This is a genomic window from Geodermatophilus sp. CPCC 206100 (assembly GCF_048569675.1).
Lineage (GTDB): Bacteria > Actinomycetota > Actinomycetes > Mycobacteriales > Geodermatophilaceae > Geodermatophilus.
Genome location: NZ_JAQISV010000053.1, coordinates 1 through 14134, shown reverse-complemented (window position 1 = coordinate 14134; position 14134 = coordinate 1). Strand labels below are relative to the sequence as shown.

Sequence of the window (14134 nt, the reverse complement as noted above, 5' to 3'; positions counted from 1 at the left end):
TGGCGCGCTGGTCAGCGCGGTGTCTTCCGAATTGTGGGCGACTCCCACCCTCACGTTCGCGTTCTGTTCAGCTGGTTGCGGTGTTCTCAGAGCATGCACGCGAGTGAGTCGCTGGCGATGGCCCCGGCGACCAGCACCTCCCGTCCTCCCGTCGTCGGGCACCGCGGCGCCTCCGCGTACCGCCCCGAGCACACCGCGGCCGCCTACGAGCTGGCCATCGACCTCGGCGCCGACATGATCGAGCCCGACGTCGTCGTCAGCCGGGACGGCGTCCTCGTCGTCCGGCACGAGAACGAGCTCTCCCGCTCGACCGACGTGGCCGCGCACCCGGAGTTCGCCGACCGGCGGACCACCCGCGTCGTCGGCGGCCGCGAGCGCACCGGCTGGTTCACCGAGGACTTCACCCTCGACGAGCTGCGCACGCTGCGGGCCGTCGAGCGGATGCCGGAGCTGCGGCCGCTGAACACCACCTACGACGGGCGCTTCGGCATCCTGACGCTGGCCGAGGTCGTGGCGCTGGCCCGCTGGCGGTCCACCCCCGAGCGCCCCGTGCGGGTCCTCGCGGAGCTGAAGAAGCCGACGTGGGCCGGCGAGCACGGCCTGCCCATGGTGCAGCTGGTCGCCGCCGAGCTGCGCCGGCTGCGGGCCGACACCCCGGACGGCACGGTGGTGCTGCAGTCCTTCGACGCCGCCGGGCTGCGGGCGCTGCGGGCCGAGCTGGGCGACGCCGGGCCCACGATGCTGCAGCTGGTCGACGACGCCGCCGCGGACGACGCCCTGGTGACCCCGGCCGGCCTGCGCGAGGTCAGCACCTACGCCCAGGGCATCGCGCCGAGCCGGCACCGCATCCTGCTGCGGGACGCCGACCAGACGATGACCGGCGTCTCCACCCTCGTCAGCCAGGCGCACCGGGCCGGGCTGCTGGTCGTGCCGTGGACGCTGCGCCCGGAGAACGCCTTCCTCCCCCGCCACCTCCGGCGGGGCGGGGACCCGATGGGTGCGGGCGACATGCAGACCGAGGCGCGCCTGCTGCTGGCGCTCGGCGTGGACGGGCTCATCACCGACGCCCCGGACATCGCCGTCCGCGCCCGCGCCGAGCTCTCCGTCCCCGCCCGGGCCCGCGCCCGCTGACCGGGTGACCTGATCGTCGCGGGCGCCCGCTTCAGCCGATGAGGTCGTGGACGACGACGTTCTCCTCGCGGCCGGGGCCGACGCCGATCACGCTGACGCGGGCGCCGGAGAGCTCCTCCAGCCGCCGGACGTAGGCCTGCGCGTTGGCCGGCAGCTCGTCGAAGGACCGGCAGTTCCGGATGTCCTCGAACCAGCCCGGCATCTCCTCGTACACCGGCGTGGCGTGGTGGAACTCGGTCTGCGTCATCGGCATCTCGTCGTGGCGGACGCCGTCGACGTCGTAGGCCACGCAGATCGGCACCGTCTCCAGGCCGGAGAGGACGTCGAGCTTGGTGAGGAAGTAGTCGGTGATCCCGTTGACCCGGCTGGCGTACCGCGCGACCACCGCGTCGAACCAGCCGCAGCGGCGGTCGCGGCCGGTGGTCACGCCCACCTCGCCGCCCTGCTTGCGCAGGTACTCGCCGTTGGCGTCGAACAGCTCGGTCGGGAACGGCCCCGAGCCCACGCGCGTCGTGTAGGCCTTGAGGATGCCCACCACGCGCTGGATGCGGGTGGGGCCGATGCCGCTGCCGGTGGCCGCGCCGCCGGCGGTCGGGTTCGACGAGGTGACGAACGGATACGTGCCGTGGTCGACGTCGAGCAGCGTGCCCTGCGAGCCCTCCAGCAGCACCCACTCGCCGGCGTCGAGGGCGCGGCCGAGGAGCAGCCGGGTGTCGGCGATGCGCTCCTTCAGCTGCTCGGCGTAGCCGGCGTACTCCTCGACGACCTCGTCCACGTCGATGGCCTTGCGGTTGTAGACCTTGACGAGGACCTGGTTCTTCTCGGCCAGGGTGCCCTCGAGCTTCTGCCGCAGGATCGACAGGTCGAGCAGGTCGGCCACCCGGATGCCGGTGCGGGCCACCTTGTCGCCGTAGGCGGGGCCGATGCCGCGCCCGGTGGTGCCGATCTTGCGCTTGCCGAGGAACCGCTCGGTGACCCGGTCCAGGGCCCGGTGGTGCGGCATGATCAGATGCGCGTCGGCGGAGATGACCAGGCGCGAGGTGTCCACGCCGCGCTGCTCCAGACCGGCGAGCTCGCCGATCAGCACCTGCGGGTCGACGACCACGCCGTTGCCGATCACCGGCGTGCAGCCGGGGGTGAGGATCCCCGACGGGATCAGGTGCAGCGCGTACCGCTCCCCGTCCGGGGTGATCACGGTGTGGCCGGCGTTGTTGCCGCCCTGGTAGCGCACCACGTAGGGCACCCGGCCACCGAGCAGGTCGGTGGCCTTGCCCTTGCCCTCGTCGCCCCACTGGGCACCGATGAGCACGACTGCCGGCATCGTCGGGTTCCTCTCGCGCTTCGGCTCCGGCGGATGACCGGCTGGCAGGTGGCAGGGTATCGGCATGCCCCCCGCCGAGTTCGACCTGCGCGGCCTCGGGCCGGGCCAGGCACCGGCGCGGGAGGCCGTCGCGGCGGCCGCCGACGCGGACGCGGTGCTGGTGAGGGGCCCGGTGCCCGCCCTGTCGGCGGTGCTCGCGGTCCTGCACAAGGCGGGGCGGACGGCGGAGGTGCCGGTGTCCTGGGAGCCGGCCGACGACACCGCCTCGACCGGGCTGGCCCGGGCCCTCGGCGTGGGCACCGGCGCGGAGCGCACGCTGAGCCTGGTGCGCGACGACCACGGGGGCGTGCTGCTGCACCACGGGCGGGTGGAGGCCGCCGGCGACGACCGCCGCCGGCTGGCCCGCCGGTTCGGGGCGCAGGCGCACAACGACGCGGCCAAGGTCGCCGACGGGTTCATCACGCGGATCGACGTCCGGCCCGACTGGCGGCAGGTCGACACCCTGGGCGTGGTCGTCATGACGCTGCCGCTGCGCCCGGTCCGGCGCAGCACCGGCCGTGCCGTGCAGATCGCCTCCGACCCGGCCCGCGTCGTGCGCGACGGCGTCCCGTACCCGCGGCCGGTGAGCCGGTGGACCTGGTACGCCGACGACCGGGTGCGCTGGCGCCTGCTCCCCTGAGCGAGGAGCCCGCCGGCCGGGACCGGCACGGGGCCACCGGTGCCGCCGTCGTGGACACTGAGGGCACGTCTCTCGCCGAGGAGGCCCTCCTGCCGACGTCCCTCCCCCGCCGGTGACCGCCGACGGTCTGCCCTCCTTCGGGCACTCGCCCACCGCGGTGGCCCCTGCCCGGGGCCGACGGCTGCTCGACCGGGCGCTGGCCCGCCCCAGCCTGCCGGCCTTCGCCGGCCTGGCGGTGGTGCTGGTCTTCTTCGGGGTGCAGGCGCCCGGACTGCTGACCACCGGTGGGCTGGCCAGCGTGCTCGACTCGGCGGCGCTGCTGGGCATCGGCGGGGTCGCGGTGGCCCTGCTGCTGGTCTCGGGCCAGTTCGACCTCTCGATCGGCATGGTGGCCGTGGGCGGCGCGCTCGTCACCGGACTGCTCATCGGCGAGCTCGGCTGGGGCACCTGGCCGGCACTGCTGACCTCGCTGGCGGCCGCGCTCGCCGTCGGGGTGGTCAACGGCTGGCTGGTCGTGCGCACCGGGCTGCCCAGCTTCCTGGTGACGCTGGCGACCTTCCTCGTGCTCCAGGGGGCGGGGCTGGCCGGCGTCCGCGCGCTCACCGGGTCCGGACGCATCGAGGGGCTGAGCTCGGCGCCCGGCTGGTCGTCGGCCACCGCCGTGTTCGGGTCCACGGTGCAGGTCGGCGACGGCCGGTTTCGCATCGCGCTGGTCTGGTGGCTGGTGCTCACCCTGGGCGCGACCTGGGTGCTGTGGCGCACCCGCTTCGGCAACGCCGTGTTCGCCGTCGGCGGTGCCCGGCGGGCGGCCCGGGAGCTCGGCGTCCCCGACGGGTGGACGACGATCGTCCTGTACTGCTGCACCGCGAGCGCCGGCTGGCTGATCGGCACGCTCGGGCTGGTGCGGATCGGCGGCGTCCAGGCCAGCGCCGGATTGGGCACGGCGGTCGACTTCGTCGTCGTCGCGGTCATCGGCGGCTGCCTGCTGACCGGCGGGTACGGCTCGGCGATCGGCGCCGCGGTCGGGGCGCTGCTCCACGCCGTCGCCCGCCAGGGCGTGGTCCTCGCCGGGTGGGACGCACGCTGGTTCGAGGCGTTCCTCGGCGTGCTGCTGCTGGTCGCGCTGCTGGCCAACGGTGTGGTCCGCGGCCGGCTGAGGGCGGTGCCACGCTCGTGAGCGAGCCGGTGCTGGAGCTGCGCGGGCTGAGCGTGCACCACGGCAGCGTCGCGGCGCTGGCGCGGGTGAACGCCGCGTTCCGGCCGGGGGAGATCACCTGCGTGCTCGGGGAGAACGGCTCGGGCAAGTCCACCCTGGTGTCGGTGCTGTCCGGGCTCGGCCGCCACGACACCGGCGAGCTGCTCCTCGACGGGCGCCCGGTGCGGTTCCGATCGCCGCGGGCGGCCCGCGCCGCGGGGATCGCGACCGTGTGGCAGGACCTCGCGATCGCGCCGCTGCTGTCGGTCTGGCGCAACTTCTTCCTCGGCGCCGAGCCCACCCGCGGCGCCGGGCCGCTGCGGCGGCTGGACCTGTCCACCGCGCGGGAGACGACGGTGCGTGCCATGGCGAGCGTGGGCGTCCCGGGGATCGACCCCGACCAGCCCGCGGCCGCGCTGCGGGCCGGGGAGCGGCAGACCCTCGCCATCGCCCGCGCGCTGCACTTCGGCGCCCGGGCACTGCTGATCGACGAGCCGATCGCGCCGATGACCATCGCCCAGCACACCCTCGTCGGGCAGGCGGTGCTGACCGCCCGCTCCCGCGGCCTGGCGATCCTCGCGGTGACGAACAACCCGCGCTACGCGCACCTCGTGGGCGACCGGTTCCTCCTGCTGGCCCACGGCTCCGTGGCCGGCGACCTGACGCGTGAGGACGTCGACGCTGACGTCCTCACGCGCCTGATGGCCGGCGGCGACGAGCTGGCCTCACTCACCGACCGGCTGCGCCGGCTGCACCCCGAGCTCGACGAGCGCTGAGCTCAGGCCCCGTCCCAAGGCTCGCGCCGAGGGAGGAGGCGTGAGGAGGACGGAGTCCTTCCTCAGGTGAAGACGCTCACCCCGCCCGGGCCGACGAGCAGCCCCACGACGATGAGCACGATGCCCCACAGCAGCTGCCTGCGGACGAGGGCGACGATGCCGGCGACCACGAGGACGACGGCGATGATCCAGAGCAGTACCTCCACGAAGCACCTCCGGTGACGGGCGTCCCGGACTGGACGCACCAACGGAGCGTAACGACCTCCGGGGAAACGCGCACGTCGAGCGATCACGCAGCGTGACTACGGGGCGACAGCGATCCGGCGGGGCCCGGCCGGCCCCCGAGCCGCGCCCGGGCCGGTGCGGGACGCACGGGGCTCAGGCGGCGGGCCGCACCAGCCGGTGCAGCAGGTCGACGTGCCAGTCGACCTGGACGCGGCGGCCCACGTGCCCGCCGGGCCGGACCAGGTCGAAGCGGGTGAGGACGGCGCCCGAGTCGGCCCACAGCAGCGCGAGGTGGCCGGGCTCCGGGCGGGGCCGGCCGGTGCGCTCGTCGAGCTCCAGCTGCAGCTGCCGGCTGGGCGACTGCCGGTAGAAGGCGCGCAGCCCGTCGGTGGCGGCGGCCGGCAGCTCGCCGTCGTCGGAGCGCCAGACCCGCAGCACGTCGGTCGCGGTGCGCAGGATCAGGCCGCTCATCGGCAGCCCGAGGTTGTCGGTGCCGGTGTCGGTGACCTCCAGCCGGCGGGCCAGCAGTGCGTCGGAGGGCTCGTCGTCCTCGGGCCGGGCGCCCCAGGGCCGGAGCCGCTCCATCGCCTCGCGGCGGACCAGCTGGTGGTCCAAGTGCCGGTCGGCGGTCGGGTTCCAGCCGTGCGCGGCGTGGATGGTGGCGCTGACCGTCACCCCGGCCGACAGCGCCTCGTGGACGGCGAGGAGGAGGGGCCGCAGCCGGTGGACGACGGCGCCGGGCGAGTGCTCCACGCCGCCGATTGTGCCGCTCCGGACCGACGTCGCCGGTGTCGTCCCGCCGCGGCCTCCACTGCGGGCGTTCCTCGCGCCGTGCCGGTCCGGCAGCGGTGACAGGGCACGAGGAACGCCCGCAGTGCGGGTCAGGCGGCGAGGTTCGGGTCGCAGTCGCGCAGCAGCTGGGTGCAGCGCTCCTGCTCGTCGGTCTCCCCGATGGCCTCCGCGGCCCGCGCCAGCACGGTCAGGCAGCGCAGGAAGCCGCGGTTGGGCTCGTGCGACCACGGCACCGGGCCGTAGCCCTTCCAGCCGTTGCGGCGCAGCGCGTCCAGCCCGCGGTGGTAGCCGGTGCGGGCGTAGGCATAGGCCTCGACCGTGTCGCGGAGCACGCGCTCCGGCCGGTCGATCGCCTCCTCCGCCAGCGCGGCCCACGCCGCGCTCACCGTGGGGTGGCGCGCGGCGACCTCGGCCGCCGGGGTGCCCTCGGCGAGCTCGGCGTCGGCCTCGGGGTTGGCCGGCAGCAGGGTCGGCGGCGGCTCGCCCAGCAGGTTGTGTGAGTGGGTCATCAGGCCCCCTGCGACTGGCCGGCCGACAGCAGGTCCTCGCAGGCCTCCACGACGCGGGCGGCCATGCCGGTCTCGGCCGCCTTGAGGTAGCTGCGCGGGTCGTAGGCCTTCTTGTTGCCGACCTCGCCGTCGATCTTCAGGACGCCGTCGTAGTTGCTGAACACGTGGCCGGCGATCGGCCGGGTGAAGGCGTACTGGGTGTCGGTGTCGACGTTCATCTTCACCACGCCGTAGGACAGCGCCTCGCGGATCTCCTCCAGCGCGGAGCCCGACCCCCCGTGGAAGACGAGGTTGAACGGCTTGGCGCCGTCGCCCAGGCCGAACTCCTTGGCCACGATGGCCTGGCCGCGCTCCAGGACGTCGGGCCGCAGCTTGACGTTGCCCGGCTTGTAGACGCCGTGCACGTTGCCGAAGGTGGCCGCGAGGAGGTAGACCCCGCGCTCCCCGAGGCCCAGCTGCTGGGCGGTGCGCAGGAAGTCGCCGTCGGCGGTGTAGAGCTTCTCGTTGATCTCGGCGACGACGCCGTCCTCCTCGCCGCCCACGATGCCGATCTCCAGCTCGAGGACGATCTTGGCCGCGGCGGACTTCTCCATGAGCTCCTCGGCGATGTCGAGGTTCTCGGTGAGCTCGATCGCCGAGCCGTCCCACATGTGCGACTGGAACAGCGGCGCCTGACCGGCGTCCACCCGCTCCTTCGAGAGCGCGATCAGCGGCCGCACGTAGGAGTCGAGCTTGTCCTTCGGGCAGTGGTCGGTGTGCAGTGCGACGTTGACCGGGTAGCGCTCGGCCACGACGTGCGCGAACTCGGCCAGGGCGACCGCGCCGGTGACCATGTCCTTGACCTTGGTGCCGGAGGCGAACTCCGCGCCGCCGGTGGAGAACTGGATGATGCCGTCGCTGCCGGCGTCGGCGAAGCCCCGCAGCGCGGCGTTGACCGTCTCCGAGGAGGTGCAGTTGATCGCCGGGTAGGCGAAACCGCCCTCCTTGGCCCGGCTGATCATGTCGGCGTAGACCTCAGGGGTCGCGATGGGCATGCGGGGCGCTCCTTGCGTCGGGTCGGCGCGTGCTCGGCGGCCAGTATCCCGCCGGGCCCGTTCCCCGCGACACCGGCTACACCCCTCCGGGCTCCACCCGCAGCCCCAGCGCGGTCACCAGCGCGACGGCCTGGACGGCGTCCACCCGCGCCCCGGTCAGCCGCGCGGCGCGGGGGTCGACCGAGGACAGGTCGCTGCCGCGCAGGTCGGCGCCGCTGAGATCGGCCTCGTGCAGCTCGGCCGCGGAGAGGTCCAGCCCGGTGAGCGAGGCGCCGGCCGCGCGCACCCCGGTCAGGTCGGCCTCCCGCATCCGCACCCCGGAGAGGGTGGCCCGGGTCAGGTCGGCCCCGGGCAGCGCGACGAACGACCAGTCCCCGCCGGTCACGGTCACCAGGTCGAAGGAGCAGCGGTCGAATCGCGAGCCGGTGAACTTGCAGCCGGTGAAGGTGGCCCGGAAGAACGAGCAGCCGGTGAACGTGCAGTTCACGAAGGCGGCGTCGGTGTGCTCGGACAGGGTGAAGCGGCAGTCGCGGAACGTGCACCCGGTGAAGACGGCGCCGACGTCGGTGGCCTCGCTGAGGTCGACGCCGCTGAACGACACCCCGGTGTGCTCCCGGCCGGAGAGGTCCTCGCCGTACCAGTCGGCGTCCCGGACGTCGGCCCCGTCGGGAAGCCCGCGGTCGGCCATCAGCCCTGCTCCACCCGGCTGGCCGCGCGGGCGGCCACCACGACCGGGTCGTAGGTCGGCGAGAACGGCGGGGCGTAGGACAGATCGGAGCCGGCGAACTCCTCCGCGGTCAGCCCGGCCCAGATCGCGGTGGCGAGGACGTCGATCCGCTTGCCGCTGGTCGGCCCACCGACGACCTGCGCGCCCAGCAGCCGGCCGGAGCCGCGGTCGCTGACCAGCTTCACCGCGATGGGGTCGGCGCCCGGGTAGTAGCCGGCCCGCGTCGTCCCCTCGATCGTCTCCGCCCGGCAGTCGTACCCGGCCGCCTCGGCCTCGCTGGTGCACAGTCCGGTCCGGGCGATCTCCAGGTCGCCGACCTTGGTCAGCGCCGTCCCGAGCACGCCCGCGAACCGGGCCGGCCGCCCGCCGATCACCGAGCCGGCGACCCGGCCCTGCTTGTTGGCGTGGGTGCCGAGGGCGACGTGCGCCGGCTCGCCGGTCAGCCGGTGGTACGTCTGCGCGCAGTCGCCGGCGGCGAACACCTCCGGGTGCGAGCGGCTGCGCTGGCTGCGGTCCACCGCGATCGCCCCGGTCTTCCCCAGCCGCAGGCCGGCGTCCCGGGCCAGCGCGACCTCGGGCCCCATGCCGAGCCCGAGGACGACGAGGTCGCACGGGTAGCTGCCCGCGTCGGTGCGCACCGCCCGCGCGGCGCCGTCGGCGTCGGTCTCGATCTCGCGCACCGGCTGCTCGGGCTGGACGTCGATGCCCATGTCGCCCAGGGCCTTGCACACCCGCTCGCCCATGTCGGCGTCCAGCTGGCCCATCGGGAGCGGATCGGCGAGGACGACGGTCACCGACAGGCCCCGGGCGTGCAGCACGTCGGCCATCTCCAGGCCGATGTAGCCGCCCCCGAGGACGACGGCCTGCCGCGCCCCGGCGGCGATCGCGGCCCGGATGTCGGCGCCGTCGGCCAGGCGGTGCACCCCGTGCACGCCGTCGGCGTCCAGGCCCGGCACCGGCGGCCGCAGCGGCCGGCCGCCGGTGGCCAGCACGAGGTGGTCGTAGGCCAGCGTCCGGCCGCTCGCGGTGCGGACCGTGCCGGCGTCGAGGTCGACCGCCTCGGCGCGCGTGCCGGTGTGCACGTCGATCTCCTGGGCGCGGAACTCGCCCGGGGTGCGGGCGATGAGCCGGTCGCGGTCGGCGACCACGCCCTCGACCCAGTAGGGGATGCCGCAGGCGGAGTAGGAGACGTCGGGGCCCTGTTCGAGGACGGTGATCGCCAGCTCGTCGGCCGGCCGCAGCCGCCGGGCCTGCGCGGCCGCGGACATGCCCGCCGCGTCGCCGCCGATCACCAGCAGCCGCTCGGCGCTCATGCCGGGGTCCCCGCGGGGACGCGGAGCGCCGGCGGAGCGTCGTCGTGGGGTGGGCTCATGATCCCAGCGTGTCACCCGGGGCTCTCACCTGCGGGGTCACTCCGGAGCAGGTCCACCGCCCGGGTCGCGGCGGCCAGCTGGGTGGGCGCCTGCGCGACCGACCAGCGGCGGGTGGCCCGATCCACGGCGAGCGTCGTCCAGCCCTCCCCGTCCTCGTCCGACAGGTGCACGAGCAGGGTCGCCGCGTCGTGCTCGACCCGGCAGCGGTGGTCGGGGTGCCCGGCCTCGTGCAGCGTGCCGCGCCGAGCGGCATCGGCGACGAACGACGTCCAGCGGGCCACGCGATCAGCCCCGCCGCAGCACCTTGCCGGGGTTGAGCAGGCCGTCCGGGTCGAGCGCGCCCTTGATCGACCGGTGCACCTCCAGCGAGACCGGGCCGATCTCGCGCTCCAGCCAGTCGACCTTGATCGAGCCGACGCCGTGCTCGCCGGTGATCGTGCCGCCGAGGGAGAGGCCGAGCTCGAGGATGTCGTCGAACGCGGCGAAGGCCCGGTCGCGCATGCCGGCGTCGGTCGGGTCGAAGCAGATGGTCGGGTGCATGTTGCCGTCGCCGGCGTGCCCGACGACGCCGACGGTGAGGGCGCGCTCGGTGGCGATGGCGTCGCAGCCGTCGAGGAACGCCGCGATCCGCGAGCGGGGGACGGCGACGTCGTCGATCAGCGTGCTGCCCAGCCGCTCCAGCGCCGGCAGCGCCATCCGCCGGGCGGCCAGCAGCAGGTCGCCCTCGGCGGGGTCGTCGGTGGTGTGCACGAGGTCGGCACCGGCCTCCCGGCACAGCTGCGCCAGCGCCTCGATCTCGCGGGCCGCCGCCTCGCCGCCGGTGTCGGACTGGGCCACCAGCAGCGCGTGCGCGTCGCGGTCGAGGTCGGCGTGCAGCAGGTCGTCGACGGCGCAGATGCACGTGTTGTCCATGACCTCCAGCAGGCTGGGCACCAGGCCGCTGGTCACCACCCGCTCGACGACCTCCCCCGTCTGCGCGGTGGTGGCGAAGGTGGCGACCAGCGTGACCGGCCGCTGCGGCGCCGGACGCAGCGCCAGAGTGGCCTCCGTGATGACGCCGAGGGTGCCCTCGGAGCCGACGAACAGCCGGGCCAGGTCGTAGCCGGCGACGCCCTTCACGGTGCGCCGTCCCGTGCGCAGCACCCGCCCGTCGGCGAGCACGACCTCCAGGCCGAGCACGTAGTCGGTGGTGACCCCGTACTTGACACAGCACAGGCCGCCGGAGTTCGTGGAGAGGTTGCCGCCGATCGTGCACCAGTCGTAGCTGGAGGGGTCCGGCGGGTAGAACAGGCCGGCACCGGCGACCGCGTCGCGCAGCTGCTTGTTCACCACGCCGGGCTGGACGACGGCCAGCCGGTCGGCCGGGGAGACCTCGAGGACGGCGTCCATCCGGGTCATGACCAGCGTGATCGCGCCGTCCACCGCGTTGCTCGCCCCGGCCAGCCCCGAGCCGGCGCCACGGGGCACGACCGGGATGCCGTGCCGGGAGGCGATCCGCATGACCGCGACGACGTCCTCGGTGCGGCGCGGGAACACCACGGCCGCCGGCGTCCCGGCCTCGGCCAGCATCGCCTGGTCGCGCGCGTAGGCGGCGGTGACGTCAGGGTCGGTCAGGACGCTGTCGGCGCCGAGGGCATCGGCCAGCTCGGCCACCCAAGCCGTCGTCACGGTGGTCACGGTCACACCGTACGACGGGGTCCCTCAGCTGAGACCGAGGTCGGCCAGTGTGAATGCGGCGCGGTACTCCAGGCCCGCCTCCTCCACCGCCGCGCGCCCGCCGCGGTCGACGATCACGGCCACCGCGATCGGCTCGGCGCCGGCGTCGCGCAGCGCCTCGACGGCGGTCAGCGGGCTGGAGCCGGTCGTCGAGACGTCCTCCACCACGAGCACGCTGCGGCCGGCGACGTCCGGGCCCTCGATCCGCCGCTGCAGCCCGTGCGCCTTGCCGGCCTTGCGGACCACGCAGGCGTCGAGGAACCCCTCCCCCGCCGCGGCCGCGTGCAGCATCGCCGTCGCCACCGGGTCGGCCCCGAGGGTCAGCCCGCCGACGACGTCGTAGCGCAGGTCCCCGGTGAGCTGCCGCATCACGCGGCCGACCAGTGGCGCGCCCTCGTGGTGCAGGGTCAGCCGGCGCATGTCGATGTACCAGTCGGCCTCCCGCCCCGAGGAGAGCGTCACCCGCCCGTGCACCACCGCCAGCTCGACGATGAGCTCGAGCAGCCGGTCGCGGTCGGGCGTGGAGGAGGGGGCCGTCATGCCGCCGAGCGTAGGACCCCGTCCTCCCCCGCCCTGGGGCGGCGCTGCTCAGGCGGCCGGCGGGGTGAGCACCTGGTCGATGACGTAGACGGTCGCGTTCGCCGTCGGCAGGTTGCCGCACACGACCGTCGCGGGCGTGGCACCGGCGAGGGTCTGGTCGGCGCTGACGGTGAAGCTCTCCCCGGCCCCCTCGACGGTCAGCTGGTCACCGCTGAGCGTGGTGTGGGTGCCGCCCAGCTCGCCGGGGGCCAGCCGCCCGGGGATGACGTGGTGGGTCAGCAGCGCCGTGAGCCGCGGCGTGTCCCCGAGCAGCGGGTTCAGCACGTCGGCGGGCACCGCCTCGAAGGCGGTGTTCGCCGGGGCCAGCACGGTGACGTCCGGCGCGGTGTTGAAGGCGTCCACCAGGTTCGCGGTCCCGATCGCCGACGCCAGGGTGGTCAGCAGGGGGGTGGTGCCGGCGGCGCGGACCACGGGGTCGTCGGCCATCCCCGCGATGCTGCCCTCGCCCTGGGGCGGCAGCGTGGCGCACGCCGGACCGAACGGGCCGGCCGGCGACGCGGGGGTGGACGGCGCCGCGGGCGCTCCGGCCGTCGGAGCGGCGGCGCCCTCCTCGGGGACGTCGCCGGAGCTGCAGGCGCTCAGGACGACGGCGGCCGCGGCGACGGCCAGGGCGGTGCGGGTGCGGATCACGGGGCGGGTCTTCCCTTCCTCGGGCGGGCGCCATTCTCCGGCGGGCGCCCGCGACCGGGAACACCGCCCCGCCGGGTCACCCGACGAGCACGCTGATCGAGTGCAGGCCGGTGGCGCCCGCCGGGTACGGGCCGGCCCGCTCGGCGGTCTGCACCTCGCCGTCCCCGGCCGTGGCCCGGACGGTCAGCCGGTGGCGACCCGGCGGGAAGTCGTACGCGAGCACCCACTGCCGCCAGACGTCGGCGTCCACCTCCGTCGAGAGTCGCGCCGGGAGCCACGCGCCGTCGTCCACCTGCACCTCGACGGCGGCGATGCCGCGGGTCTGCGCCCAGGCCACGCCCGCGACGGCGCCCCGACCGGGCGGCAGCGGGCGCAGGGCCGAGGGCGTGTCGATGCGGGAGGCGATCCGGACCGGCCCCGAGGCGGCCCAGCCGCGGCGCACCCAGAAGGCGTCGAGCGCGTCGTACGTGGTGGCCTCGATGCCTGTGAGCCACTTGCACGCCGACACGTAGCCGTAGAGCCCGGGCACCACCATGCGCAGCGGGAACCCGTGCTCGACCGGCAGGGATTCGCCGTTCATCCCGACGGCCAGCATCGCGTCGGGCACCTCGAGGGCCGCGCGGGTGGGGACGCCGATGGTCATGCCGTCGTCGGACGTGCAGACCAGCTGGTCCGACGCCGGGGAGACCCCGTTCTCGCGGAGGAACGCCCCGAGCGGGACGCCCAGCCACCGCGCGGTGCCCGCCAGCCGCCCCCCGACCTCGTTGGAGACGCAGGTCAGGGTGATGTCGCGCTCGATCAGGTCGCCGCGGCCCAGGAGGTCGTCGAGCGTGTACGTGCGCGGGGCGGCGACCATCCCGGTGAGCCGCAGCCGGTGCGCCGCGGGGTCCAGCTGCGGCACGGTGATGGCCGTGTCGATCCGGTAGAAGTCGCGGTTGGCGGTGACCAGCGGGGTCAGCCCGGCCACCTCGGCGGCCAGGTCGGCACCCGGCGGGAGCGCCGGGGCGGGTCCGGCCGGCGGTGGGAGCGCCAGGTCGGAGCGCGAACCGCCGACGTCGAACCGGCGCAGCAGCAGCCGCCCACCGAGACCGCCGAGGACGGCGACGGCGAGCGCCGTCCCCCCGGCGAGGAGGAAGCGCCGGCGGTCGGGATCCCGCCGCCCGGGAGCCGCGAGCGGGCCGAGCAACAGGACCAGCGCGGTGGCCGCGGCAGCGGCGCCGACCAGGGCCGGCAGCGCGTCCAGCGGCCGGCCGGCCGGCCCGGCCACCGCGGCGGCGGTACCCGCGGCGCCGAACGCCGCGATCCCCGCCACGCCCGCGCCCCGGCGGCGGGCGGGGGCCACGCCGAGCCCGAGACCGGCGAGGCCGGGGAGGACCAGCACCCCCGCGACCCGCGCGGCCTTGTCCTGCTCCCCCACGACGTCGGT

At 75.3% G+C, this 14134-nt stretch carries 16 protein-coding genes; 4 read left to right on the top strand and 12 right to left on the bottom strand.

Features of this window, described 5'->3' with window-relative positions; all coding sequences use genetic code 11:
* Window positions 1-93 precede the first annotated feature (93 nt).
* Window positions 94-1131, top strand: coding sequence for a glycerophosphodiester phosphodiesterase family protein (locus PGN05_RS21625; protein ID WP_419754635.1), 1038 nt, complete (start codon window positions 94-96; stop codon window positions 1129-1131).
* A gap of 31 nt (window positions 1132-1162) precedes the next feature.
* Here the strand turns inward: PGN05_RS21625 and PGN05_RS21620 are convergent, their stop codons facing one another.
* Window positions 1163-2452, bottom strand: coding sequence for an adenylosuccinate synthase (locus PGN05_RS21620; protein ID WP_419754634.1), 1290 nt, complete (start codon window positions 2450-2452; stop codon window positions 1163-1165).
* A 64-nt stretch (window positions 2453-2516) separates the two neighbouring features.
* On the opposite strand from PGN05_RS21620, the gene PGN05_RS21615 reads away from it, so the two are divergent.
* The 3 genes from PGN05_RS21615 (at window position 2517) to PGN05_RS21605 (ending at window position 5102) form a co-directional block, all read left to right on the top strand.
* Window positions 2517-3131 carry a hypothetical protein gene (locus tag PGN05_RS21615; protein WP_419754633.1) on the top strand — a complete coding sequence of 205 codons (615 nt, stop codon included), beginning with the start codon at window positions 2517-2519 and terminating at the stop codon, window positions 3129-3131.
* Between the two features lie 112 nt (window positions 3132-3243).
* On the top strand, window positions 3244-4308 hold the full coding sequence (locus PGN05_RS21610; protein ID WP_419754632.1) for an ABC transporter permease: 1065 nt from the start codon (window positions 3244-3246) through the stop codon (window positions 4306-4308).
* A complete protein-coding gene (locus PGN05_RS21605; RefSeq protein ID WP_419754631.1) occupies window positions 4305-5102 on the top strand; it encodes an ATP-binding cassette domain-containing protein in 798 nt (265 codons plus the stop codon). The genes PGN05_RS21610 and PGN05_RS21605 overlap by 4 nt, the downstream gene beginning before the upstream one ends.
* 62 nt (window positions 5103-5164) lie before the next feature.
* Here the strand turns inward: PGN05_RS21605 and PGN05_RS21600 are convergent, their stop codons facing one another.
* The 11 genes from PGN05_RS21600 to PGN05_RS21550 form a co-directional block, all read right to left on the bottom strand.
* Window positions 5165-5308 carry a GPGG-motif small membrane protein gene (locus PGN05_RS21600; RefSeq protein WP_419754630.1) on the bottom strand — a complete coding sequence of 48 codons (144 nt, stop codon included), beginning with the start codon at window positions 5306-5308 and terminating at the stop codon, window positions 5165-5167.
* 172 nt (window positions 5309-5480) lie between these two features.
* On the bottom strand, window positions 5481-6080 hold the full coding sequence (locus tag PGN05_RS21595; RefSeq protein WP_419754629.1) for a hypothetical protein: 600 nt from the start codon (window positions 6078-6080) through the stop codon (window positions 5481-5483).
* A 128-nt stretch (window positions 6081-6208) separates the two neighbouring features.
* Window positions 6209-6628 carry a DUF3151 domain-containing protein gene (locus tag PGN05_RS21590; RefSeq protein WP_419754628.1) on the bottom strand — a complete coding sequence of 140 codons (420 nt, stop codon included), beginning with the start codon at window positions 6626-6628 and terminating at the stop codon, window positions 6209-6211.
* Entirely contained in the window at window positions 6628-7662 is a 1035-nt protein-coding gene (fbaA, locus tag PGN05_RS21585; protein ID WP_419754627.1) for a class II fructose-bisphosphate aldolase, read from the bottom strand. Before fbaA ends, PGN05_RS21590 begins: the two co-directional genes overlap by 1 nt.
* A 76-nt stretch (window positions 7663-7738) precedes the next feature.
* Entirely contained in the window at window positions 7739-8350 is a 612-nt protein-coding gene (locus tag PGN05_RS21580; protein WP_419754626.1) for a pentapeptide repeat-containing protein, read from the bottom strand.
* Window positions 8350-9702 (bottom strand): FAD-dependent oxidoreductase, encoded by a 1353-nt coding sequence (locus PGN05_RS21575; protein WP_419754625.1) that lies wholly within the window; start codon window positions 9700-9702, stop codon window positions 8350-8352. The genes PGN05_RS21580 and PGN05_RS21575 overlap by 1 nt, the downstream gene beginning before the upstream one ends.
* A 71-nt stretch (window positions 9703-9773) precedes the next feature.
* Complete coding sequence (locus tag PGN05_RS21570; protein ID WP_419754624.1) at window positions 9774-10043, bottom strand: hypothetical protein; 270 nt, start codon at window positions 10041-10043, stop codon at window positions 9774-9776.
* Window positions 10044-10047: 4 nt separating this feature from the next.
* Complete coding sequence (locus PGN05_RS21565; RefSeq protein ID WP_419754623.1) at window positions 10048-11439, bottom strand: FAD-binding oxidoreductase; 1392 nt, start codon at window positions 11437-11439, stop codon at window positions 10048-10050.
* 24 nt (window positions 11440-11463) lie between these two features.
* A complete protein-coding gene (gene pyrE / locus PGN05_RS21560; RefSeq protein WP_419754622.1) occupies window positions 11464-12018 on the bottom strand; it encodes an orotate phosphoribosyltransferase in 555 nt (184 codons plus the stop codon).
* 48 nt (window positions 12019-12066) lie between these two features.
* Window positions 12067-12708, bottom strand: coding sequence for a fasciclin domain-containing protein (locus tag PGN05_RS21555; protein ID WP_419754621.1), 642 nt, complete (start codon window positions 12706-12708; stop codon window positions 12067-12069).
* Window positions 12709-12784: 76 nt separating this feature from the next.
* Window positions 12785-14134: molybdopterin-dependent oxidoreductase (locus tag PGN05_RS21550; RefSeq protein ID WP_419754620.1), on the bottom strand; the 1350-nt coding region annotated here is incomplete at its 5' end.